Here is a 23,642-nt window from a genome sequence, read left to right on the forward strand (position 1 = left end):
AAGGATAACAGTCGTACGGGAGCGCTGCGCATGTGGTTGAGTTTGCTTGTATTGTTCATCATCGGAATCGTGGCGGCCGTGTTCGGCAGTATCGTCGGATTGGGCGGAGGGATCATCACCGTACCGGTGCTCGTCCTGATGGGGCCATCCCTTCTCGGTGAACCGGTGACGACCCAGACGGCGGTCGGCACTTCGCTTGCGGTGCTCATCTTCACCGCATTGTCCGCCACGTGGACATACCGCCGGCAAGGAAAAGTCGATTTTCGAAGCGGCTGGTTATTTTTCATCACGAGCGGGCCGGCGGCGATGGTCGGGGCTTTGCTGACCAACTCGATTCCGCAAGGTCCTTTTCAACTCTCGTTCGGCATTTTCATGTTCGTCATGTTTGCTCTGATGGTCGCCCGCGAGAGAATGAAACCCCTGAACATCGACTGGAAGATCAAAAGGAAGTTCACGGACGGCGCCGGAAATGTTTACGAATACGGCTATAACCTGCAGCTTGCCTTGCTGATCGGACTCGGAGTCGGCATGGCGTCCGGACTGTTCGGCATCGGCGGCGGCTCGCTGTTCGTGCCTCTCATGGTGCTGCTGTTCCGGTTTCCGCCCCACGTCGCCACGGCAACCTCGATGTTCGTTATTATGCTGTCTTCCGTTCTCGGATCGGGCGTTCACGTCTGGCACGGCAACGTGGATTGGAGGCTGTTCGCGGCGCTGGCGCCCGGCGCCTTGGTCGGCGGACGAGCGGGAGCCGTCATCGCATCCAGGCTCAGCGGCCGTCAACTGATGTGGATCCTCCGCGTCACGCTGCTGGCAATGGCCGTCTACCTCATCATTAAGGGCATTCGCGAAATGTAAGAAAAGGCGAACAACCGCGCAACCGGACTCTGCGGTTTTCGTATAAGCTAGAGGTAATGCGATTACGAATTCATAGCTGAAAATCATTGAATCGATCTGAGGGATGCCAATTGGACGAGAACCGCCCGGAGAGCATCGTCGGCGGCAAAAGCTTTACCGCGGTCGCCATCAACTGCGCGGCCAAGGCCGGAGAATGGATCAAAAGCAAAAGCGGCAATTTCAGCCAGCTCGATACGAAATATTCGCAGCATGATCTGGTAACGGAAGTGGATAAGGGATGCGAGCGGCTGATCCGGAACTTGATCGCAACCCACTTTCCCCACCACGCCTTCCTGGGCGAAGAGGGCGTCGAGCCGGGCCCCGAAGCTTCCGCGAAAGCGCTGGAACAGGCGTCCGGGGCCGAATACCTGTGGATCGTGGATCCGATCGACGGAACCACGAACTACGTTCACGGTTTCCCGTTTTACTCGGTGTCCATCGCGCTTGCGCATCGCGGCCAAGTGATCGTGGGCGTCATTTACGATCCGGTGCGCGATGAGCTGTTCCTTGCGGAGCGGGGCAAAGGCGCCTACGTACATGGCCGCTTGATGCAGGTGTCCAAGGAAACGTCGCTATCGCAAAGCCTGGTCGCCACCGGCTTCCCGGCGGACCATCTGCAGGCGCTGCCGGCGAACATGGCGGGCATTCAGGCCATGGCGCCGAAGGTTCGGAATCTGCGCGTAGCGGGTTCCGCCGCTTTGCAGTTGGCTTATGTAGCCGCGGGGCGGCTCAGCGGCTTCTGGGAAATCGGGCTGAGCGCATGGGATATCGCGGCCGGTTCGCTGCTCGTGGAGGAATCCGGCGGACGGATTACGGATACGCAAGGCGAACCGTACCATCTCGGGGTCCGCAATGTCGCTGCGAGCAACGGAAAGATTCACGAAGAGTTGATCGGAGCGCTCCCTTCCCGCTAAAATTCATTGTCGAAAATAAAGAGAACACGGCGACCCATGAGAGATTAGGCGCTTGTGTTCTTTTTGTTTGTCGAATGCCTTGTTGAGGGTGAGGTCGGTTGGTATAATCCGGGTTGAAAACGGTTTCCGAATTTAGAACCGAAAGGTGCATCGGCTTGAATATTTCTGACGTCGCCAGGAAGGCGGGAGTCTCGAAGTCCACTGTCTCTAAAGTTATGAACCACTATAAAGGGGTGAGTGAGGAGACCAAGCAGAAGGTGCTTGCCGCAGTCGAGGGCTCGACCTATACACCGAATGTTTTCGCGAAAAGCCTAACGACCGGAAAATCGAACTTGATCGGCTTGTTCATGTCGGACGACTTGCTGGAGTCTTTCATTACTCACATCTACTGGAGCGAGGTCGTTTCCGGCATCCGGGAAGCTCTCGTGAAGGAAAAATACCACGTCCTCATGTTCGCCGCCAGCCCGGACGAAGATTTCCTGAAGCATGCGACCGAATATCGCGTCGACGGCGTCATCATGCTGGGGGATTATCCGCAGCCCGCGATCGTCCAGAGCCTGCTCGACAGCGGCGTACCGTGCATCGTTTTCGATCGGAATTTGGCCGGCAGACGGACGGGTTACGTTTCATCGGACGACGAAGGCGGCGCCATCATGGCCGTTCGGCACTTGCTCGAAGAGGGGCGAACGAAAATCGCCCACATCTCAGGACCGGGCTGGAGCTACGAGTCCGCCAAACGCCTCGAAACGTACAAACATACTTTGGCAGAAGCCGGACTTCCGGTCCTGCCTGAATATATCCTTGAAGGTGAATACTCCGTGGACAGCGGCATCGCCGAAGGGCATCGCCTGCTTTCCCTTCAGAACCCGCCGGATGCCGTTTTCTGCGCGGCGGATACGATTGCCGCCGGAGTCATTCAAGCGGCTAAAGAACGCCAAGTCAAAGTGCCCGAGCAGCTTATGGTCGTAGGATACGACGACCTCCCTTTGTGCGAGTATGTAAATCCTACGTTAACTTCGATCCGGCAGGAACGCAGGTGGATGGGGAAAATTGCGGCGGAGGCGGTTCTGGAGATGATCGCAAATCCGGATTCGGAGCCGGCTGATCATCGAACGCAAGTCACCCTAATACCGAGAGGCTCCACAGGAAAACCGTGAGCGAGAAACTTCGAAAGGGTAATACTGAAAGGAGAGTGGATGGGCTTTGCACCATCCTGCCAGGATGAGGGGGCGATGAAAAATGGAACGCGAACGCAAGCAAGAAAGCGAAGCGGAAAGGCTGCTGGCGGAACGGTTGATCGGCGGGGAGACGGAGCATGAAGATCCCGGCAAAGAAGCCGTGAGGAAGCTGCCTCCGCGTTGGGAAATCCGCATCCAGACGGAAAGGGATCCGATCGCGGAAGAGACGGAATTATACCGCTCCATGGCCAAGGAAGTCGACGATCGTTACGACCGCAAGCCGGGACAAGATCCGAATGCCACGTAAACGACTCGCGCGTCCCGCTTGATGATTGAACCCCGTATCCGACGTTTATTAACAATTAATCGAGGAACGGGTCAACATGCAAGGAGGGAGTGGCATGAATTACTCGCTGAACAGCTGGTCTTTTGAACGATACTTAGGTCCTCTTCGTCTCATTGAATGGGACGATAAGCAAAAACGGCAGGTCGTGACGACGGAGACGATGCCCGAAGAAACGAGTCTGCTCGGATTGTTGGTGAGAATGGGCTCTAACGCCTATCATTCCTTGGAGCTTGCCTATGTCCATCTAAAATCGCGTAACGACCAAACGCTGCGCGATATCCGCCATGTTGCGGAAGTATCCAAGGTGGAGCTGGCCTCGCTGCTTCTCGACTTCGGGGATTTATCCAGCGCGGATCCGCAGCGGAGAACCGCCGAGCTGGAGCTGTATCGCAAATGGATCGAATCCGCGGCCCAAGCCGGTTTCAGCCGCGTCCGCATTCCCGCCGGCGACAGCTCTCCCGATGACCGGGCCGCTTTGATCCGTGCGGCTGCAGGCCTCTCGGAGTTGGCCGTTTACGCGGCGGATGCGGGCATTCGGGTCGTCACCGAAAACCTTGGCGGCCTGCTGTCCAATTCCGAAAACTGTTTGAGGCTCATCGACTTGTGCCAAGGGAAAGTAGGCTTCACCGCCGACTTTGGTAATTTTGACCGCAATAAATATGATCAACTGCAAGAAGTGATTCCCATCGCCGAGACGGTTCATGCCAAAGCCAGGTTGGACGCTCAAGGCCGCATCGACGAAGTCGATTTCAAAAAGTGCCTCGAGATCTGCCGGGAAGCCGAGTTCAGCGGTCCTTTTTCTCTGACGTATTTAGGTCGCGAAGACCCTTGGGAAAAAATGAACGTCATGCGCACGCTCTCCGAAGCTCTCCCCACCATGTCGTCGCCGATGGACACCATAAAATAACGGCAGGCGTATTCACCCCGTAGCGGACACCAAGCTCAAAGGAGCGTCCTCTACGGGGTTTCGCCGTTTTTATCTCTTCTAGGGGCTATTACTGGCGTGAGTGCTTCCTTATCTTTTCGAGGTGCACCCTCCTCTTTTTCCCCCTAACCGTGGGTATCCCCTCCGCTCAGAATGCTTGATGGATAAGGCTTCTCGAGTTTTGGAAATCACGTTTTCTTGGCGAGATAAGCTCATAATACTCGAATATTTCCAATGTACGGCCCGGAAAGGGCTGATTTTTTACTTTTCAAAGATTTGAATGACTCCCTGTCCGACTGGGATATCCCGTTCGATCAGGAAAGATAACGAGTTAATAGCGTTCATTATTTAGAGAAAAGTTCAATAATCATACAGCTGCGAAGCCAAAATGGGCTTGTTTTCTAAGATTCGACCGTCGTCTTGAGGTCGTAGTATTCCTCTTATGGATAAGATCAGGATAAGATATCCGGGGAGTAACCAAGCTCCACTTCAACAATTTATCGAAAAAGACATTTTGACGCTCGGGGAAACGAAAACAATACTGATCTAAATACGCTTGGAGATGCTTCTCCCCGACGCCTCCCGAATATACGCCGTTGATCCACGCTCGAGCATGGTGCAATTGCAGGGTGAACTCAGGGCTCCTGTCCGATCCGTAAAATTCAGGAACGACGACAGGGTGAACTGTTTTGGAATCTACAGACTCCTTCACGAACGTTCGGATGACGTCGGGGTTGACCCTGTTTCTCTCGATTTCGCATTCCGCGATTTTACGGATCCGCAGATCCGTGAAATTCCCATCTTCGCTGATGGTTGCGGCGGCTAAGACCGGTTGCCGCCAAATTTTCAGAAATTGAGCCGTCGTCCGATCCACTCTCCTGTAATGGGAAGGCTGGATCCGGACGAGACCGGTCAGAAGCTCCTTGGTTTCCGCGTTCCCCATCGCATGGCGTATTTTATGGCAAATCAGCCAGGCTGTTTTGTAGGTGACCTCGAGAATTCGCGAAATTTCTTTCGCGCTATATCCAGACGGAAGCACATGTAAAATCAAGGCATGCATCCACTTCATCAGCGAAGTGCGGCTGCCTTCCATGATGGTTCCGGCGATGACGGTCGTTTGATGCCGGCATTCGACACACTCAAAAAGCGTCAACCTTCTCGTGCGAATGGAGTAAGCCCGCGAATGCCGGCAAACCGGGCAAACGAAACCGTTTGGCCATTTAGCCTCGAATAGGGCTTGTTCGCAAGCCTTTTCCGTGTCGAAACGGCGGCAGAACTCATTGTATGCCGGATGGTATTTCGGAGCCAGCACGATAGTTCCCCCAATCCCACACGAGAAATTGTTACATCCATTTTACCAAACATATGTTCGCTTTTCAATTAAATGATTCTATTATTTTACATCTCGCGAAAATTCGTTCTGACTGACTGGGATATCCCGTTCGATCAGAAAGGGAGACGGAGGCTGGCATGCCAAACAACGGAATTTGGGCAATTTGAACGCATAAAAATCCCTCTTCCGGAGGGAAGAGGGAGGGTGATGGTTGTATATGGTTGTACTTCCTCTGAGCGAAGGGGATACCCAAGGTCAAGGCAAAAATGAGATAGTGGCACGCCCAAACGGGGACGTTCCTCAGCTTGCACGAAACTTACTTGGACATCTCACGGAAACTGGCCTCGGCAGCCTCGATCGTCATCTCGATGTCGGCATCCGTATGGGCGGTCGTCAAAAACCAGGCTTCGTACTTGCTGGGAGCCAGGTAAACCCCGCGTTCGAGCATCAGACGGAAAAAGCGAGCGAACGCCTCGCCGTCGGTATCCTGGGCTTCGTCGTAATTCGTGACGGGATGCGAGCAAAAATGGGTGGATAGTGCGCCGACGATACGGTTAATGGTTAGAGGCACGCCATGACGGTCTGCGGATGCCTGTAAGCCTTCCGCTAACCGCGAAGCCTGAGCGTCCATCCGATCGTATACGCCCGGCTCGCGAAGTACTTCCAGGCAGGCCAGTCCTGCGAGAATGGAGGCGGGATTGCCCGCCATCGTTCCGGCCTGATAAGCGGGACCGAGAGGAGCGACACGGTCCATCACTTCGGCTCTGCCGCCATAAGCCCCGATCGGGAGGCCACCGCCGATGATTTTGCCCAACGCCGTCAAGTCGGGGCGAATGGCCTCGTGGTCGGGGAAAGCGCTGAATGTCTGAGCGGATCCGTAATGGAAGCGGAACGCGCTGATGACCTCGTCGTAGATGACGAGGGCACCGGCTTCGCGTGCCATGCGGCACAAGCCTTCCAAGAAGCCGGGCTGCGGCATCACCATGCCGAAATTGCCGACAATCGGCTCGACCATGACGGCGGCCACTTCGTCTCCCCAACGTTCCAGAGCGGCACGCAAACCGTCGAGGTCGTTGAACGGGACAGTAATCACTTCGTTTGCGATGCTGCCGGGAACTCCGGCGCTGTCGGGAATGCCCAGCGTGGAGGGGCCGGACCCTGCCGCGACCAGCACGAGATCGGAGTGGCCATGGTAGCAGCCTGCGAATTTGACGATTTTGGTCCGTTCCGTCGCGGCGCGCGCGACGCGGATCGTCGTCATGACGGCTTCGGTGCCGGAATTGACGAATCTGACTTTATCCATTGACGGGATGGCGGCTTTCAGCGTCTCTGCCAGCCGGACCTCGTGTTCCGTTGGCGTTCCGTACAACGTCCCGGACTCGGCGGCCCGGATGATGGCCTTCGTCACATGAGGATGGGCGTGGCCCGTGATGATGGGGCCGAAAGCCATCAGATAGTCGAGGTATTTGTTGCCGTCGACGTCCCAGAAGTAGGCGCCGTTCGCGCGTTCCACGAACACCGGTGCGCCGCCCCCTACCGCTTTGAACGAGCGGGAGGGGCTGTTCACGCCACCGACGATGTGTCGCTGCGCTTCTTCGTAAAGTCTTTCGGATTGTGTTCGTAACAGCATGCTTCCTTGTCCTTCCTTTAATTACGGATTAAGCGGAGCCGCGGCCTCTGCTTTCGAAGTCGAAGACGGCGAGGGAGAAGGTGACGACGTCGCGGAGTCCTGGGCAAGCGTCGCTTGCACGTACCCTTTGAGGGCGTCGGTGTCTTTGATTCCGATGACGGAAGATCCTCCCACGCTTTCTTCTGCCACCAGCTCCATCGGCGGGATCTGAGCGGAGCCGGCTTGATGCGATTTGTAGCCGAGCGTCGCCAGCCGGATCATGTCGTCCGCCGACATGTTCGTTTCCACGTAAGGAGTCATTTTCGACAAGATATCGGGCAGCCGGATGATGTTCCAGCCGGACTTCAATTTGTCCGCGACGGCTTTCAGGAAATTCCGCTGCCGCTCGGTCCGCGTGAAATCGCTCATGGCGTCGTGGCGGAACCGGACATATTGCAGGGCTTGTTCCCCGTTCAGGTGCTGCTGGCCCTTTTTCAGGTCGATATCGTATTGATGATCGTCCGCCGCGCTGCTGTATTTCATGTCTTTTTCGACGTAAAAATCGATGCCGCCGATCGCGTCAACGAGCTTGATAAATCCTTGGAAATCGACGTATGCGTAATACTGGATGTTCAGGCCGAGCAGGTTGCCGACGGTTTTCATCGCGAGATCGGGACCGCCGAGCGTGATGGCCGTGTTGATGCGGCCCTTGCGGTGGTCCGGAATGTCGACGTACGTATCCCGCAGGACGGAGAAGAGATGGACCTTCTTCGTGCTCGGATCGAAAGAGGCAACCATGATGGAGTCGGATCTGGCGATTTCGCCTTCCTTCAACCCGCGTTCGTCTCCGCCCAGCAGAAGCACGTTGACCCGTTCGGAGCCGGTCCATTCGAGAGGCTGGTATTCCGGCTTTTGCTCGAATTGGCCGAAGCGGGATTCTTCTTTGGGTTTGCTCATTTGATCGAGTTGATGATACGTCTGATACATTTTCCAGCCTGCAAAGCCGATCACCGCCACCACGAGAGTCAGCGTGCAGGTTAATATCCACTTCCACTTTTTGCGCATCGGTGTCTTCCTTTCCGGTATGTTCATAACGTTTACGCTTATGAGTTCGTGCGGTAAGATAACATATTATAAAATTATAAAGTTTCATTACTCGGCGAAGCAAGTCGCCGAACGGGAGGACGGCCATGCTGGCGATCGACGTTTCCGATTTACGGAAACAATTCAAAGTGCAAAAAAACCGCGAAGGCGTCAAAGGCGCCTTGAAAGACCTGTTCCGGCGGGAACATACGGAAGTGACCGCCGTGAAGGATATCAGCTTTCAGATTCCGCAAGGGGAAATATGTGGCTACATCGGAGAGAACGGCGCCGGCAAGTCGACGACGATCAAAATGCTCACGGGCATCCTCGTCCCGACGTCCGGCAAGCTTCAGGTGAACGGCTACGTTCCCTATAAGGAACGGGAAGAGTTCGTCCGCGGCATCGGGGTCGTGTTCGGCCAGCGAAGCCAGTTGTGGTGGGATATCGGCGTTATCGAGTCATTCCGCCTCCTTCGCAAGGTGTACGGCGTCAGCGAAGCCGATTTCCGTAACCGGCTGGACGAGCTGGTCGAAACGTTGCAGCTCCAGGATCTGCTGAACCGTCCGGTACGAAAGCTCAGCTTGGGACAGCGGATGAGATGCGAACTCGTCGCCGCGCTGCTTCACCAGCCGTCTATTCTGTTCCTGGATGAGCCGACGATCGGACTGGACATCGTGGTCAAAACCGAAATCCGCGAGTTCCTGAAAAAGATTAACCGAGAGCATGGTACAACCATTCTACTCACGACTCACGATTTGCAGGACATCGAAGCGCTGTGCTCGCGCGTTATCATGCTTGACGACGGCCGGATCATCTACGACGGGGGATTGGACGAGCTGAAGGACCGGTGGGGCAAAGGCCGCGAAGTGCAGTTCCAATTCAACGATTCGTTTACGCTCGCCGATTTGTCGCTCCTGACGGAGGGACTTCAGGTACGATGGTCCAAAGAAAACGAGCTGACAGCCAAAGTCTGGATCCCACGCGATTTGAACGTGTCCGAAGTGCTTTCGCGTGTAGTAGGGGCGAAGGATATCAGCGACATCAAGATTTTCGAAACGAACACGGACGAAATCGTGCGGGAGATTTACCAGTCGGGCAGCGCCGAAAAGCCGGCCGAGCCCGCAAGCGAGGCAACGCCGGCCGGGAGCGTGATTTCGTGAATTCCGCTTATCTCGACCTGATTCGTATCCGTTTCCTCATGATGCTCGCGTACCGGGTGAATTACTACAGCGGCATCATTATTTATGCCATCAACATCGGCGCGTATTACTTCACGTGGAAAGCGATCTACGGAAACGCCGAAACCCTTGCCGGCTTCACCATCGGCCAAATGACGACTTACGTTGCCGTTTCGTGGATGGCCCGGGCTTTTTATTTCAACAATCTGGACCGCGAAATCGCGAACGACATCCGCGACGGCAGCGTGGCGGTGCAGATGACGCGGCCTTATAACTATTTGCTGGTCAAAATGATGCAGGGCTTCGGCGAGGGACTGTTCCGCATCTCGCTGTTCATGCTGCCGGGGATGATCGTCGTGTCGTTGATCTTCCCGGTTCAGCTGCCGACCGATCCGTTCAGATGGGTGCTTTTCTTCGTGATGATCTGGTTCAGTTTCCTGATCAATTCGCAGCTCAACATTTTGACGGGCTTGTTCGCGTTCTTCGTGGAAAACAACGAAGGGCTCATGCGCATGAAACGCGTCGCGGTCGACTTGTTCTCCGGCGTCATCATTCCGGTCGCCTTCTTCCCGCTCTGGGCGAAAACGGTACTGGAATGGACGCCGTTTCCGGCGATTACGTACTTGCCGAGCTCCGTATTTACCGGCCGGATGTCCGGTGCGGAAGCTTGGCAGGCGCTGCTCATCCAGGTCATTTGGTTTGCCGTATTAATCGTGCCCATCCTGGCCATGTGGCGCGCATCCAGACGCCGCTTGTTCGTGCAGGGAGGTTGATTCGCGTGAGCAAATGGGCATACAACGTATCGCTGTTCAAGGAGTATTTGGGCAACTACATTAAAACAAGGCTGACGTACCGCGCCGATTTCTGGGTGGAGGTCATGTCGGACCTGCTGTTCTCGGCGATGAACCTGGTGTTCATTTTCGTCGTGTTCCAGCATACGCCGTCGCTGGCGGGTTGGAGCGAAGCGGAGGTCGTTTTCGTCTACGGGTATTTCATGATCCCTTACGGCGTTTTCGGCACGTTCTTTAATTTATGGAATTTCAGCGAACGCTATATCGTCAAAGGGGAAATGGACCGCGTACTCACGCGGCCGGCCCACTCGCTGGCGCAGATCATGCTGGAGAACGTCGACCCTCCTTCGATGATCGGATCTTTCGTGGGCCTCGCCATCATGGGCTCCGCTTGGACCTCGCTGGGGCTGCCGTTCCATTGGTACGATCCGCTGGTGCTGATCGTGATGGTCATCGGCTCCGTGCTGGTTTACGCCGGACTGTATACGTCGCTGGCTGCGATTTCGTTTTACTCGGACGCCCCGACGGGTATCGTTCCGCTTATGTTCAACATCCAGAACTACGGCCGTTATCCGATCCAGATTTACAACAAAGGGATCCGGTTTTTGCTGACCTGGCTGCTGCCTTTCGCTTTCGTCGGCGTTTATCCGGCATCCTTCTTCCTGGAACGGCATGGCGATCTGTCCATGTCTCTGCTGACGCCTGCCGTCGGCATCGTCGTCTCCGCGATCGGGCTGATCGTCTGGAACCGCGGCGTCAAACGATACCGCGGAGCGGGGTCATAAGAGAGAGGAGTGAACGGCCATTCGTCAGGCTGAAATCGGAAAAACCGTCCCAGACGTCAAGCTGCCGGCTTCGGACGGGGAAATCGTCAAGCTGAGCCAATTCAGGGGCCGCAAGGTCGTACTGTTTTTTTACCCGCAGGACCAAACGCCAACCTGTACGCAAGAGGCGTGCGATTTTCGGGATGCCCACGGTTCTTTCGAGGAGTCGGATACGGTCTTGATCGGCATCAGTCCGGATCCGATCAAATCGCATCTGAAATTCATCGAGAAGCAGGGACTGCCTTACCTGCTGCTGTCCGATACCGAACTGAAAGCGGCTCACGCTTTCGGAGTGTGGCAAGAAAAGCAAATGTACGGCAGGAAATACATGGGCATCGTCCGTTCGACTTTCCTGATCGACCGCAAGGGAAAGCTTGTCCAAGAGTGGCGGAACTTGCGGGTGAAGGGGCATATCGACGCGGTGCTGCAAGCCGCCCAACTATTGAAATAGCCGATAGGGGACGCTATAATTAGCGACAATTAATGGAGAGGGGCTCGGCTTAACCCGTGAACAGTAATCCGCATGAAATGATCGTCGTCCTGGACTTCGGCGGCCAATACAACCAATTGATCGCCCGCCGTATCCGCGATCTCGGAGTCTACAGCGAACTGCTTCCTTACAATACGTCGGCGGACAAGCTCCGCGCTCTGTCTCCCAAAGGAATCGTCTTCTCCGGCGGACCGGCAAGCGTGTACGCGGAAGGCGCGCCGTCGGTCGATCCCGGGGTGTACGACCTTGGCGTCCCGATCCTCGGCATCTGCTACGGCATGCAACTGATGACCCACCAGCAGGGTGGCAAAGTAGAGCCGGCCCACAAACGCGAATACGGCAAATCGGACGTCGATTTCGCGGGCGCCTGCGATCTGGTTCACGGCCTGGAGGCCCGCCAGACCGTATGGATGAGCCACGGCGACCATGTCACCGAGCTGCCGGCCGGCTTCCGCGTCGACGCGAGCACGGCGCATGCTCCCGTGGCCGCGATGAGCGATCCTGCCCGCAAGTTTTATGCGGTACAGTTCCACCCCGAGGTTCGCCACTCCGTGTACGGCAACGACATGATCCGCAACTTCCTGTTCCGCGTCTGCGATTGCCGCGGCGACTGGACGATGGAGTCGTTCATCGACGATACGATCCGCGAGATCCGCGAAGAGGTCGGCGACCAGAAGGTGCTGTGCGCCTTGTCCGGCGGCGTCGATTCCTCCGTGGTCGCGGCGCTCATTCACCGAGCCATCGGCGACCAATTGACCTGCATGTTCATCGACCACGGCCTTCTCCGCAAGGGCGAGGCGGACAGCGTCATGGAGACGTTCGTCGGCAAGTTCGACATGAACGTCGTGAAGATCGACGCCAGCGAGCGTTTCCTCGGCAAGCTGAAGGGCGTCGACGATCCGGAGCAGAAGCGCAAAATCATCGGCAACGAATTCATCCGCGTGTTCGAGGAAGAGTCAGCGAAGTTCGATGACTTCGCGTTCCTCGCGCAAGGCACGCTGTATACCGACATCGTGGAAAGCGGCACGGCGACCGCGCAGACGATCAAATCCCACCACAACGTGGGCGGGCTTCCGGAAGACATGAAATTCAAGCTTGTCGAACCTCTGAAGGCGCTGTTCAAGGACGAAGTCCGCAAGGTCGGCGAAGAATGCGGCCTTCCGGCGGAAATCGTTTGGCGCCAGCCGTTCCCGGGTCCGGGGCTCGCGATCCGCGTGCTCGGCGAAGTCACGGAAGACAAGCTCGAAATCGTCCGCGAGTCCGACGCGATTCTCCGCGACGAGATCGCCAAGGCCGGTCTCGACCGGGAGATTTGGCAATACTTCACCGCGCTCCCGAACATGAAGAGCGTCGGCGTCATGGGTGACGGCCGAACGTACTCGTACACGGTGGGCATTCGCGCGGTCACTTCGATCGACGGCATGACGGCCGACTGGGCGCGCATTCCGTGGGACGTGCTGGAGAAGATTTCGGTGCGCATCGTCAACGAAGTCCAGAACGTCAACCGGATCGTCTACGACATCACTTCCAAGCCGCCGGCGACGATCGAGTGGGAGTAATTCCGCGAGATTTCGGACGAAGGGCCTAAATAAATGAACGGAAAGACACCTGCGGGTGTCTTTTTGTTTCGGTAACCTTTGTGAGAGGCAGAATGGATCATCTAGCGCACAGGAAGGCTGAGGCATCATGAACAGGAAGAAGGTTTGGGCGGCGGGAGGCGCCGCGGCGCTTATTTTGCTGGCCGCCGGGCTGTATTTGTTCGGGAGATGGACGGCGAGCGAAAGCCGGACGGTCCGGGATTTCGAAAGCGCGCTCCGCGGCGGGGATACGGCGAAGGTCGCCTCCATGCTGGTTACGGACAACGATAAAGCGAAAATGGACGAGGCCGCCGCTCGGACGCTGCTGGCCTATTTGAAGCAAGACGGCCGTCTTGATCAAGCGATGAAAGAGTTGAGCGGTTCCGAAACGGGGATATTCTCGGTGGAAAAGAACGGCCGGCAGTACGTCCTGTTCGACCGTTACCGCGTCGTCGTGCACACCGGTACCGTCGAAGCCCGCACGAACTATAATGGCGCCGCGATCAAGCTGAACGGCAAAACCGTCGCGACGGCCGACTCCGACGATTACAGCACGCAGATCGGCCCTTTGCTTCCCGGCAATTACAAGCTGGAAGCGGTATTTGCGGGAGATTACGCGACGCTGAAGACCGAACAGACCGTGACGGTGAACGGCGGCGGAAATTCCGCCGAATCGGTCGACCTATCTCTGCAAGGGGAGATGGTTACGATCGACGCCAACTATCCCCAGGCGAAGATATTCATTGACGACAAGGATACGGGGGCGCTGACCGGAGGCAACGACAGCCTGGGGCCGGTGTCGACGGACGGCAGCAATCTCGTCCATGTGGAGAAAGAGTTTCCCTGGGGGACAGCCAAAAGCAAACCCCAGCCGATTACCGGAAGCTCCGTGCACGTCGAGCTCGATCCGAACGACGACGCGCTCAAGGACAGCGTCATGCTCGCCGCTTCGAATTTCATCGAGAGCTGGATGGAAGCCTATAACTTATTGGATCCGGCGGTTCTCAAGAATTCTTCGGCGGATAAGAAAGCAGGCCTGGAGGCCGGCGTCGAGGATTACAAGAAGAACGGGTTACGGTACGAATCACGTTTGAAGAAAATCGTGTTCGACACGGACAGCATCTACGTCCAGCAGGACAGCGACGGATCGTTCCGCACTGCCGTATCCGTCCAAAGCACTTATGACCAGCGGTTTTACGCCGCCGGGGATACGCCGCCCGCTTACGCCGAATATACCGACACGATGACCTACCGTCTCGTTTATGAGAAAGGGGAATGGATCGTGGCCGATTGGTACCAAGACTACGGTTTCCAGAATGCCCATACCAAAACGATGTCTTATTCGTCATAACGCTTTCATTGCCGCCATCGCTGAATGGCGGCGGTTTTTTTTGTACGATTGACGAAAGCGGGACTGCCCCTTAAGATAGGAAAAAGCGTGCTTTTTTGACGGTTGGAAACGGTGCTTCGTTTCGCTTTTCGGCTTTGACGGAGCAAAGCGTTGCAACGTTTGCGCAACCGCAAACGCATATTTGAGAGGAGCAAACATCGCACATGAAGAAATTGACTTGGCTCGCACTCGTAATGTCCCTCGTATTGATCGTTGCCGCGTGCGGCAAAAAGAACGACAACGCCGGCTCCGGCAGCAGCCCTTCCGCTTCGGCTTCCGCGAGCGCCAGCGATAGCGCAAGCCCGAGCCCAAGCGAAAGCGCTGCAGGCAAAACCTATAAAATCGGGATTTCCCAAATCGTCGAGCATCCATCCCTGGACGCGACCCGCGAAGGGTTCTTGGCTGCCCTGAAAGACGCCGGCCTCGAAGAAGGCAAAAACCTGACGGTGGATTTCAACACCGCGCAGGGCGATCCGTCCAATAACACGGCCATCGCGCAAAAACTCGCGAACGATAAAGACGACCTCGTCCTCGGCATCGCGACGCCTTCCGCGCAAGCGCTCGTGCAAAACGTCAAAAACGCGCCGATCCTGTTCGCGGCCGTCACCGATCCGCTTGCCGCCCAGATCGTCAAGGACATGAACGCTCCCGGCGGCAACGTAACCGGCGCGTCCGACACGAACCCGGAAGCGACGACGAAGCTGGTCGAGTTCATCGCGGCCAACTTCCCGAAAGTCAAAACGGTCGGCCTCGTCATCAACGAAGGCGAAACGAACGCCGTCGTCATGGCGAAGAAAGCCGAAGAAGAGCTGGGCAAGAAGGGCATCAAGCTGATCAAAGCGCCGGTCACGAACACTTCCGAAGTGAAGCAAGCCGCCGAATCGCTCGTCGGCAAAGCGGACGCGTTCTACATCACGCTGGACAACATGGTCGTCAGCGGCGTGGATTCCATCATTCAAGTGGCGCAAAAGAACAAGATCCCGTTCTTCTCCAGCGACCGCGATACGGTCGAGAAGGGCGCATTCGCCACCGTCGGTTTCAAATACTATGACCACGGCTACCAAGTCGGCCAGATGGCCGCGGACATTTTGCTGCACGGCAAAAAACCGGGCGACATGCCGGTTCTGATGCAACAGAAGCTCGATTTGATTTTGAACCTGAAAGTCGCGAAAGACTATGGCATTGAAGTGACCGACGCCATGAAAAACGCCGTGCAGGATCAATCGCAAAACCTGATCCAGTGATCGGAGGATTTCCATGTTTGAATCCATGCTCGAGTCTATACCCGGAGCGATACAGTTAGGCCTGTTGTACGCCTTCATGTCGCTCGGCGTTTACATCACGTACCGGATTCTCGATTTTCCCGATCTCACCGTCGACGGAAGTTTTACGACCGGCGCCGCAATCGCGGCGGTCATGATCACGCACGGCTACTCCCCCTGGATTTCGACGGTCTGCGCCTTCCTGGGCGGGCTGGCGGCGGGGGCGGTGACGGGCCTGCTTCATACCAAAGGCAAAATCAACGCGCTGTTGTCCGGGATCCTGATGATGATCGCGTTGTATTCGATCAACCTCCGGATCTCCAAGGTACCGAACGTTCCGCTCATCAACGAGGACACCGTGTTTACTTCGGTTTCGCCGTGGTTCCTGATGCCCGTCGCGGTCATCGTGATCAAGCTGTTGCTCGACGCTTTCTTCCATACGGATCTCGGCCTGAGCCTGCGCGCGACCGGCGACAATCCGCGGATGATCCGCAGCTTCGGCGCCCATACCGACAACACCAAAATCATCGGCGTCAGCCTGTCCAACGGCCTGGTGGCCCTGTCCGGCGCGTTCGTCGCGCAGCAGCAGGGCTATTCCGACCAGTCGATGGGCATCGGGATGATCGTTATCGGGCTGGCGGCCGTCATTATCGGCGAAGCGATCATCGGCGGGCGCCGGATTTTCTGGGCGACGCTCTCCGCGGTGGTCGGCATGATCGTCTACCGGATTATCATCGCCCTGGCGCTGCAGGTGCCGTGGTTTAAAGCGTCCGATCTGAAAGTGATCACCGCCGTCATCGTTATTTTCGCGTTGGTCGTTCCGACCATTCAGCGTTCCTGGAAGCAGAAAAACGCGGCAAGGCGCCGCGCGGCCGAGCTGGCCGGAGCGATGACCGGCAAGACGGGGGGTGGACGGTAATGCTGGAGCTGTCCCGCATTTCGAAGCTGTTCTTCCCCGGTTCCCCCGACGAGAAAGTCGCCCTAGCCGGCATTAACCTGTCGCTGAGGGCGGGAGATTTCGTCACCGTCATCGGGAGCAACGGCGCCGGCAAATCGACGCTGATGAACATTATTTCCGGCGTCATCACGCCGGACACCGGCGAGGTTCGCATCGACGGCAACGCCGTGCAGAACCTGCCGGAGTACCGGAGAAGCCGCTGGATCGGCAGGGTGTTCCAAGATCCGATGGCCGGCACCGCGCCGAACATGACGATCGAAGAGAACCTCGCCATGGCTTACGCCAGGGGCAAGACGCGCGGCTTCAGCTTCGGGGTGACGCGCGCGAAACGTGCGCTCTTCCAAGAGCAGCTCAGCCGCCTGAACCTGGGGCTCGAGAGACGGCTGAAAGCGAAGGTAGGCCAGCTCTCCGGCGGCGAGAGGCAAGCGCTCAGCCTGCTGATGGCCACGTTCACGAAGCCGCAGATCCTGCTCCTCGACGAACATACGGCAGCGCTCGACCCGGCCCGCGCGGAGCTGATCACCCGCTTGACCGACAGCATCGTCCGCGAAATGAAGCTGACGACGCTGATGGTCACGCACAACATGGAGCAGGCCATCCGTCTGGGCAACCGGCTCATCATGATGGACAAAGGGCGGATCATCCTCGACGTGGACGAGGAGCGCAAGAAGGACCTCACCGTGGAGCGGCTGCTCCGCGAGTTCGAGACGATCAGCGGACATAAGCTGGCTGACGATCGCGTCATTTTGGGATAATCTGTAACGTTATGCAAAGGCCGGGTCGGCATTCGCCGATCCGGCTGTTGTATTTTCGGGGGAATTGACAAAAAATACAGCAAATCCGAACATTCATTATCGGTAAACGCTTGCAAGTTCGTAAAAATGGTTGACAGTTCAGGTACCTGGTCCTAAAATGAGAAATGTAAATCGAACTGAATAGGTCTTTTCGTATAATCCCGGGAATCGGCCCGGGAGTCTCTACGGGGTCACCGCAAATGATCCGTCTACGAAAAGTGAAACGGCATGCGCCGGAAGAATCGCGCGATCTTTCGGATGTATGTTTTTCACGGTAGTGCGGAACCTAGAGATGACCTTCTCTGGGTTTTTCTGTTTGTTTCGCTTGGTTTTCCGCATTCATCCGATCTGAACCCAAACGAAGGAGTCGAAACCAATTGGAACGTTTCTTTAAGTTGAAGGAACTTGGATCGAACGTACGCACCGAAATCATGGCCGGTTTGACGACGTTCATGACCATGGCTTACATCTTGGCGGTAAACCCGAGCATTCTCGGCGCGACCGGAATGGACCCGTACGGGATCTTCCTGGCGACCGCGCTGGCGGCCGGCATTTTCACGATCGCCATGGGCCTTTTTGTCAATTTCCCCGTCGCGCTGGCTCCGGGCATGGGCCTGAACGCTTACTTCGCGACGACGGTTCTCGCTTCCAAAGCGACGGATCATCCGATCACGCCGAGCATGGGCCTCGCGGCCGTCTTCATTTCGGGCGTCATCTTCCTGATCTTGACCATTACGCAAATTCGCCAAATGCTGATCGTGGCCATTCCGGACGGCTTGAAACACGCGATCACGGTCGGCATCGGCTTGTTCATCGCGATCATCGGCCTCAAAAACAGCGGCCTGATGACGATCGGCCTGGATGCTTCCGTGACGGACGTCGCCAAAGGCCAATTCATGGACCTGCAAAGCTTCGAAACGGTAATCCATATGGGCAGCCTGGAGTCCACGACCGTATGGCTCACGATCCTCGGACTGGTCATCATCGGGATCCTGATGGTGCTGAAGGTTCGCGGCGCGATCCTGTTCGGCATCCTCGTCACGACGCTCATCGGCATGATCCCCGGCGTGGACGCGGTCAACTTCGATTCGCTGAAAGGCCAAACGTGGGTGCCGGATTTCGGCTCGTTGAACTTCTGGGACTTCGATTTCGCGGACCTGTTCACGACCGGCATTCTGACGGCCGTGGCTACGTTTACCTTCGTTGAATTGTTCGACACCTTCGGCACCTTGGTCGGTACGGCCAACCGCGCCGGATTCTTCAAAAACAAAGAAGAAGGCGGCAAACGCGTCGGCAAAGCAATGTTCGTCGATGCCGTGGCCGTCAGCGGCGGCGCGATGCTGGGCACCAGCACGGTGACCGCGTACGTGGAAAGCTCCGCGGGCGTCGCGGAAGGCGGACGCAGCGGCCTGACCGCCGTCAGCACGGGCGTATTCTTCTTGATTTCGCTGTTCCTGGCTCCGATCGCGCTGCTCGTTCCGACGTCGGCGACGAGCGCTGCCCTTATCATCGTCGGCGTCTTGATGATCCAATCCGTCAAGGAAATCGACTTCGGCGACTTCGTCATCGGCATCCCGGCGTTCCTGACGATCGTTCTCATGCCGTTCACCTACAACATCGCCAACGGCATTTCCTACGGCATCGTTTCCTACGTGCTGCTTGCCGGGTTCGCGAACCTGTTCGGCCGCGGCAAGTACAAAATCCACTGGCTCATGTGGATCCTGTTCGTACTCGTTATCGCCCGTTACGCGTTTATCGGTTCCCAGGGCTAAGCTACTTCAAGGCTAATCTGAATTTTAGGTGACACAACCCCGTTCCACTTTCGAATCGGCGAAGGTGGGGCGGGGTTTTATTTATTTAAGGCTTGAAGGATTTTACCATTCGAAAACGATTTTTTGCTCCGACATCAAGTTGGGTTGGAATGTCAGTTTCCCGGTCGGATCGTCTTTCGGATGCTCGAAGGGAATGACTCCGCTGACCTTCGCTCCCGGCTCCAGGCTGCCCTCCCGCAGCTGCCCTTCGCCGGCCAAGGTCGAGACGTTCAGGTCCGGCTTGCCGTTCGAAGGAAACAGCTCAAAGGAATGGGGATTGTAAGTCTTCGATTCCTCTCCGGTATTCTCCAACGTGACGGTGACCAGCAAGAACTCGGTGCCCGCTTGAAGAACTTCCGATTGGTACTCGGTTTTCGTTTCCACCTGATCGATGGTCAGCTTCAGGCCGAATAATTCCGCGGTTTCGCCGACTCGGTAAGCCTTTGCCGGCGCCGATTCAGGCTTATCTGGGGTGCTCGCCGCGTTGCGGGACGAAGCGCCGCAGGCGGTTACCGCGAGCAGCAACAGCGTCGCTGCCGCGGCTGCAAGCCTGTGCACATGTTTATGGCCGAATAGCTGGGTCATCTTTTACGGATTTCCTTTCGGTGCAGACAGCATCTTCAAGATGACGGTCACCGCTTCCGCCCTCGTGGTGAGGCCAGAAGGAACAAATTGGTTGCCGTTCCGGCCCGTCAAGACGCCCCGGACGCGAAGAGCTTCCACCTCGCCTTTTGCCCATTCGGGAATGTCTGCGTCGTCGGCGAAGCCCGTCGGGCTTTTCGCATCGCCCGGAATACCGAGCGCCTTGCCGATCATCACCGCCATTTCGGCTCTGGAAATCGGCGCTCCCGGTCGGAAGGTCCCGTCGTTATATCCGACGATGATGCCGGCCTGCACGGCTTGGGCTGCCGCTTTCTTGGCCCAGCTTCCGATGTCATCCTGATCCTTGAAGGGAAGATTTGCGCCTTCTCCGTCCAATTTCAGCGCCTTCACCAGCATTACGGCGAACTCCGCTCGGGTAACGGCCCGGTCCGGTTTGAACGTATGATCCGGATAACCGCAGGCGATTCCCAGCTTCGCGCCCGAACGGATCGACGCCTCTGCCCAATGCCCGGCGATATCGGTCAAATCGGTGACGCAGCCCGGAGCCGGCGATAACGGATTATCGTCCACGATCGTGAGCACCGTCGATGAAGGAGAGCCGATCACCGCGCCTTTTGCGTCCGTAAGCTTGATGTTCACGGTTTTGTTTCCTTTGGATGCGGATGCCGGGTTGATCGGGATGTTGAACGTTTTGCTCGTTTCTCCGTTGCCGAACACCAGCGTACCGCTTACGGCCGTATAATCGGTCCCGGCGACGGCGGTGCCGTCCGATGTCGCGTATTGCACGCTGTCCGTGCCCGCGCTGCCGCCGCTGCGGACAACGGTCACCCCGGCGCTTCCGCTGCTCTTATTCGCGTTGATCGCATCCGACTGGAACTTCAATTGATCGACGCTGATGGAGCCGCCGGAACTAGGTACGCTAGGCGGGGCAGGGGGTGTTTCGTTATCCGAAATCGTAAGCACGGCAGCGGACGGCGAGCCGAGACCGGCGGGAGAGGACGGATTGCTCAATTGGATGTTGACGGTCCTGCTTCCTTGGTACACGGCATCGTCGTTCAGCGGGATCGCGAACGTTTTGCTCGTCTCTCCGTCGCCGAACGAAAGCGTGCCGGACGTTGCCGTATAGTCGACGCCTGCGTGAGCGGTGCCGTCCGAGGCGGCGTACTGAACGGTAACCGCGCCTTGCGCGCTTCCGGTGCGAATGACGGTGACCGTCGCGTTGCCGCTGTTCTCGTATGCGTTGATCGCGGAAGATGAAAAAGATAAGAACCCGCCAAGCGATGCGGTGGTAAAGACGGATAGGCGGTCCAGACTAAAGTTCGCGACGGCAAGGTCCGTTTTGGCGTCTCCGTTCAATTCGGCGGCAGCCACGGCAATCGAATCGGCCGCAGCGTTTGCCGGGCCGTAGCCGTAATCGGCCGCGGCTTGGAAGGTGCCGTCCCCGACGCCCAGCAGGACGGAGACGTCATGAAACGGGTCGGCGTTGAAATTCCCGACGGCAATGTCCGCATTCCCGTCCCCGTTGAAATCCCCAACGGCGCCGCTTGCCGGAGACGAGCTGGCCGTTCCGACCGGATAGCTCGTTTGCTGCAAAGTAAACGACCCGTCCGCTGTCCCGTTCGTCTTGTTGCCCAGTAAAATCGAGACGTCGTTCGATCCGCCATGGGTCACGGCCAAATCCAAAGCGCCATCCTTGTTGAAATCTCCTTCCGCGACGGACCCGGGACTCGTTCCCGCACTGAAATTCGTGCTCGATTTCAGATTGGAATCCCCTTTGCCGAGCAGAACCGTCACGTTGTTCGATCCTTTGTTAACGACGGCCAAATCCGGGTTTCCATCCGAATCGAAGTCTCCCGCCGCAATGGAGCTTGGATTTGAACCGGTCGGATAAGTGCCGAACACATAATAGCTGCCTGATGCCGTATCCCAATCGAGGAGCCCGATGCCTCCGGAAACGGAATCCGTATAGGCGATCTCGGGATTGCCGTCCTTGATCCAGTCCACGACGGCAAGAGAAACCGGATCCACGTTTAATCCGAGAAAGACGGGTCCTTTTTCGCTTTGGAACGTCCCGTCCCCGTTGCCGGGAAAAGCCGTGACGAATCCTTTGCTGATGGCCGCGTTCTTATAGCCGACCGCCAAATCCGCATGGCCGGAAGCATCTTGATCGAAATTGCCTGCAGCGAGCGATAACATATAGCCGTTTGAATCCTGAAGTGCCAGTACCGCGCCCGGCTTGAAGGTTCCGTCGCCGTTGCCGAGCTCGATGGACACCCTGTGCGAGCCGCTGTTGGCTACCGCCATATCGGCTTTCCCGTCGCCGTTAAAGTCCGCGAAAGCAATGGCCAGCGGACCGTTGAACAGACCGTACGATACGGGCGCTTGCAAGGTTCCGTCTCCGTTCCCGAGCAACGTGGAGATTTCGTTCGTCCCAGATCCGGCGACCGCCAGATCCGGCTTTCCGTCGCCATTGAGGTCCCCCGCGGCTACGGAAGCAGGCTGCGCGTCCGCTTGGCTGCTCAGGATGTAGTTGTTCGCTCCGTTCGTCGCCAGAGCGCCGGTACCGTCCCCGAGCAAGACGGATACGCTGTTGTCCAAGAAGTTCGCCACGGCCACGTCCAGCTTGCCGTCCCCGTTGAAATCGCCGACCGCGTTCGAGCCGGGGGCCGTTTCCGTCCAACTGTCGATTCGGTGCGCCGAATCGAACGTGCCGGTACCGAAGCCGGATCCGTTATCGATGCCCGGGAAAACCGAGAGACCGACGACGCTCACGACCGCCAAATCCGGGATGGCGTCCCCATTGAACGTTCCGACCGCGACCGAGGCAACCGGGGCGCCGTTCGAATAGACAACGGGCGCCAGGAACGTGCCGGGATTCGCCGGATCGTACAGCAGAACCGATACGTCGCCCGTGTTCGCGACGGCCAGATCGGCATGCCCGTCATGGTTGAAGTCCCCGGCGGCGATGCCATGGGGATTGGCGCCGACGTTGAAAACCGACTGGCTGCCGAATGTCCCGTCCGCAACGCCGCTTACCATGTTCCCGAACAATAAAGAGACATTGTTCGAGGCGCCGTTCGCGACGGCCAAGTCCGAAGCTCCGTCTCCGTTGAAATCTCCCAAAGCCACGAATTGGGGGGCGGTGCCCGTCGGATATCCGGCCGCCGTCTGGAACGTTCCGTCCCCGTGGCCGTTATTCGAGTTGCCTAGCAGAACGAACACCTGGTTCAACCCGGCGTCCGACACGGCCAAGTCCGTTGCGCCGTCCCCGTTGAAGTCGCCCGCGGCGACAGAGCTGGGCATTGAACCCGCTCCGCCGACGGGATAATCGACCGCCGGCAAATACGATCCGCTGCCGTTCCCGAGCAGGATGGAAACGGTGCCGGAACCGTTGTTCGCCACCGCCAAATCAGCCTTTCCGTCCCCGTTGTAGTCGCCTATGGCGACGGAGGACGGATGGGTGCCTGCCGCTCCATGCGGCACCCCGTGAAACAGCGCTCCCGACGCGAAGACGTTCATCGGCGCTGCCACGAGCATGAGCGCGCTTATACCGATGCTTATCCGAATTCGCCAACGCCTCTTCCATTTTTGAAACATCGTAAATTCCAGCTCCTTCCGCTGCGATTTCAAACCGATGATAGCAGGAAAGGAGTCAAAGAAAACTACTCGAAATTACGTGTAG

20 protein-coding genes and 1 riboswitch are annotated in these 23,642 nt (G+C 57.2%); of the genes, 15 read left to right on the forward strand and 5 right to left on the reverse strand.

Annotated features, from left to right (window positions below; genetic code table 11):
- The first annotated feature begins 30 nt into the window (after positions 1–30).
- The 5 genes from EAV92_RS23930 to EAV92_RS23950 all read left to right on the forward strand — a co-directional run bounded on the left by EAV92_RS23930 (position 31) and on the right by EAV92_RS23950 (position 4,239).
- Positions 31–855, forward strand: coding sequence for a sulfite exporter TauE/SafE family protein (locus EAV92_RS23930; protein ID WP_206424265.1), 825 nt, complete (start codon positions 31–33; stop codon positions 853–855).
- A gap of 110 nt (positions 856–965) precedes the next feature.
- On the forward strand, positions 966–1,808 hold the full coding sequence (locus tag EAV92_RS23935) for an inositol monophosphatase family protein (protein ID WP_123043403.1): 843 nt from the start codon (positions 966–968) through the stop codon (positions 1,806–1,808).
- 155 nt (positions 1,809–1,963) lie between these two features.
- Positions 1,964–2,965 carry a LacI family DNA-binding transcriptional regulator gene (locus EAV92_RS23940; RefSeq protein ID WP_164472912.1) on the forward strand — a complete coding sequence of 334 codons (1,002 nt, stop codon included), beginning with the start codon at positions 1,964–1,966 and terminating at the stop codon, positions 2,963–2,965.
- An 82-nt stretch (positions 2,966–3,047) separates the two neighbouring features.
- Positions 3,048–3,293 carry a hypothetical protein gene (locus tag EAV92_RS23945; RefSeq protein ID WP_123043405.1) on the forward strand — a complete coding sequence of 82 codons (246 nt, stop codon included), beginning with the start codon at positions 3,048–3,050 and terminating at the stop codon, positions 3,291–3,293.
- A gap of 94 nt (positions 3,294–3,387) precedes the next feature.
- Positions 3,388–4,239: a sugar phosphate isomerase/epimerase family protein gene (locus EAV92_RS23950; RefSeq protein WP_164472913.1), complete on the forward strand. Its 852-nt coding sequence runs from the start codon at positions 3,388–3,390 to the stop codon at positions 4,237–4,239.
- Positions 4,240–4,624: 385 nt separating this feature from the next.
- Here the strand turns inward: EAV92_RS23950 and EAV92_RS23955 are convergent, their stop codons facing one another.
- From EAV92_RS23955 to EAV92_RS23965, 3 genes are all read right to left on the reverse strand, one after another.
- Positions 4,625–5,569 (reverse strand): transposase, encoded by a 945-nt coding sequence (locus EAV92_RS23955; protein WP_164472914.1) that lies wholly within the window; start codon positions 5,567–5,569, stop codon positions 4,625–4,627.
- 337 nt (positions 5,570–5,906) lie between these two features.
- Positions 5,907–7,220, reverse strand: a complete 1,314-nt coding sequence (locus EAV92_RS23960) for a glutamate-1-semialdehyde 2,1-aminomutase (RefSeq protein ID WP_123043408.1) — start codon at positions 7,218–7,220, stop codon at positions 5,907–5,909.
- 21 nt (positions 7,221–7,241) lie between these two features.
- Positions 7,242–8,264: an LCP family protein gene (locus EAV92_RS23965; protein WP_123043409.1), complete on the reverse strand. Its 1,023-nt coding sequence runs from the start codon at positions 8,262–8,264 to the stop codon at positions 7,242–7,244.
- A 125-nt stretch (positions 8,265–8,389) separates the two neighbouring features.
- Between EAV92_RS23965 and EAV92_RS23970 the strand changes: the two genes are divergently transcribed.
- The 10 genes from EAV92_RS23970 (at position 8,390) to EAV92_RS24015 (ending at position 19,318) form a co-directional block, all read left to right on the forward strand.
- Positions 8,390–9,442: an ABC transporter ATP-binding protein gene (locus tag EAV92_RS23970; protein ID WP_123043410.1), complete on the forward strand. Its 1,053-nt coding sequence runs from the start codon at positions 8,390–8,392 to the stop codon at positions 9,440–9,442.
- Positions 9,439–10,233, forward strand: coding sequence for an ABC transporter permease (locus EAV92_RS23975; RefSeq protein ID WP_123043411.1), 795 nt, complete (start codon positions 9,439–9,441; stop codon positions 10,231–10,233). Before EAV92_RS23970 ends, EAV92_RS23975 begins: the two co-directional genes overlap by 4 nt.
- 5 nt (positions 10,234–10,238) lie before the next feature.
- Positions 10,239–11,036: an ABC transporter permease gene (locus EAV92_RS23980; RefSeq protein WP_123043412.1), complete on the forward strand. Its 798-nt coding sequence runs from the start codon at positions 10,239–10,241 to the stop codon at positions 11,034–11,036.
- A gap of 19 nt (positions 11,037–11,055) precedes the next feature.
- Positions 11,056–11,526: a thioredoxin-dependent thiol peroxidase gene (bcp, locus tag EAV92_RS23985; protein WP_123043413.1), complete on the forward strand. Its 471-nt coding sequence runs from the start codon at positions 11,056–11,058 to the stop codon at positions 11,524–11,526.
- A gap of 77 nt (positions 11,527–11,603) precedes the next feature.
- Complete coding sequence (gene guaA / locus EAV92_RS23990) at positions 11,604–13,124, forward strand: glutamine-hydrolyzing GMP synthase (protein ID WP_123043907.1); 1,521 nt, start codon at positions 11,604–11,606, stop codon at positions 13,122–13,124.
- 127 nt (positions 13,125–13,251) lie between these two features.
- Positions 13,252–14,493 (forward strand): zinc ribbon domain-containing protein, encoded by a 1,242-nt coding sequence (locus EAV92_RS23995; RefSeq protein WP_123043414.1) that lies wholly within the window; start codon positions 13,252–13,254, stop codon positions 14,491–14,493.
- Positions 14,494–14,696: 203 nt separating this feature from the next.
- Positions 14,697–15,776, forward strand: a complete 1,080-nt coding sequence (locus EAV92_RS24000; protein WP_123043415.1) for an ABC transporter substrate-binding protein — start codon at positions 14,697–14,699, stop codon at positions 15,774–15,776.
- Between the two features lie 25 nt (positions 15,777–15,801).
- The gene (locus tag EAV92_RS24005; RefSeq protein WP_123043908.1) at positions 15,802–16,713 is read left to right on the forward strand and encodes an ABC transporter permease; all 912 of its coding nucleotides are present in this window, start codon (positions 15,802–15,804) and stop codon (positions 16,711–16,713) included.
- Complete coding sequence (locus EAV92_RS24010) at positions 16,713–17,507, forward strand: ABC transporter ATP-binding protein (RefSeq protein WP_123043416.1); 795 nt, start codon at positions 16,713–16,715, stop codon at positions 17,505–17,507. The genes EAV92_RS24005 and EAV92_RS24010 overlap by 1 nt, the downstream gene beginning before the upstream one ends.
- 170 nt (positions 17,508–17,677) lie before the next feature.
- Positions 17,678–17,778, forward strand: a riboswitch (purine riboswitch).
- A gap of 145 nt (positions 17,779–17,923) precedes the next feature.
- Positions 17,924–19,318, forward strand: a complete 1,395-nt coding sequence (locus tag EAV92_RS24015) for an NCS2 family permease (RefSeq protein ID WP_123043417.1) — start codon at positions 17,924–17,926, stop codon at positions 19,316–19,318.
- A 102-nt stretch (positions 19,319–19,420) separates the two neighbouring features.
- Here the strand turns inward: EAV92_RS24015 and EAV92_RS24020 are convergent, their stop codons facing one another.
- Positions 19,421–19,942, reverse strand: coding sequence for a DUF4352 domain-containing protein (locus tag EAV92_RS24020; protein ID WP_123043418.1), 522 nt, complete (start codon positions 19,940–19,942; stop codon positions 19,421–19,423).
- A gap of 3 nt (positions 19,943–19,945) precedes the next feature.
- The gene (locus tag EAV92_RS24025; RefSeq protein WP_123043419.1) at positions 19,946–23,557 is read right to left on the reverse strand and encodes an FG-GAP-like repeat-containing protein; all 3,612 of its coding nucleotides are present in this window, start codon (positions 23,555–23,557) and stop codon (positions 19,946–19,948) included.
- Between the last annotated feature and the right edge of the window lie 85 nt (positions 23,558–23,642).

Origin of the sequence: Cohnella candidum (assembly GCF_003713065.1) — a bacterium.
Taxonomy (GTDB): Bacteria; Bacillota; Bacilli; order Paenibacillales; family Paenibacillaceae; genus Cohnella; species Cohnella candidum.

What these genes read in the sequence shown, in the direction of transcription:
- EAV92_RS23930 (WP_206424265.1), top strand. Translation starts at nt 31, where the DNA reads ATGTGGTTGAGTTTGCTTGTATTGTTCATCATCGGAATCGTGGCGGCC.
- EAV92_RS23945 (WP_123043405.1), top strand. Translation starts at nt 3,048, where the DNA reads ATGGAACGCGAACGCAAGCAAGAAAGCGAAGCGGAAAGGCTGCTGGCG.
- EAV92_RS23950 (WP_164472913.1), top strand. Translation starts at nt 3,388, where the DNA reads ATGAATTACTCGCTGAACAGCTGGTCTTTTGAACGATACTTAGGTCCT.
- EAV92_RS23960 (WP_123043408.1), bottom strand. Translation starts at nt 7,220, where the DNA reads ATGCTGTTACGAACACAATCCGAAAGACTTTACGAAGAAGCGCAGCGA.
- EAV92_RS23965 (WP_123043409.1), bottom strand. Translation starts at nt 8,264, where the DNA reads ATGCGCAAAAAGTGGAAGTGGATATTAACCTGCACGCTGACTCTCGTG.
- EAV92_RS23970 (WP_123043410.1), top strand. Translation starts at nt 8,390, where the DNA reads ATGCTGGCGATCGACGTTTCCGATTTACGGAAACAATTCAAAGTGCAA.
- guaA (WP_123043907.1), top strand. Translation starts at nt 11,604, where the DNA reads ATGATCGTCGTCCTGGACTTCGGCGGCCAATACAACCAATTGATCGCC.
- EAV92_RS23995 (WP_123043414.1), top strand. Translation starts at nt 13,252, where the DNA reads ATGAACAGGAAGAAGGTTTGGGCGGCGGGAGGCGCCGCGGCGCTTATT.
- EAV92_RS24000 (WP_123043415.1), top strand. Translation starts at nt 14,697, where the DNA reads ATGAAGAAATTGACTTGGCTCGCACTCGTAATGTCCCTCGTATTGATC.
- EAV92_RS24005 (WP_123043908.1), top strand. Translation starts at nt 15,802, where the DNA reads ATGCTCGAGTCTATACCCGGAGCGATACAGTTAGGCCTGTTGTACGCC.
- EAV92_RS24010 (WP_123043416.1), top strand. Translation starts at nt 16,713, where the DNA reads ATGCTGGAGCTGTCCCGCATTTCGAAGCTGTTCTTCCCCGGTTCCCCC.
- EAV92_RS24020 (WP_123043418.1), bottom strand. Translation starts at nt 19,942, where the DNA reads ATGACCCAGCTATTCGGCCATAAACATGTGCACAGGCTTGCAGCCGCG.
- EAV92_RS24025 (WP_123043419.1), bottom strand. Translation starts at nt 23,557, where the DNA reads ATGTTTCAAAAATGGAAGAGGCGTTGGCGAATTCGGATAAGCATCGGT.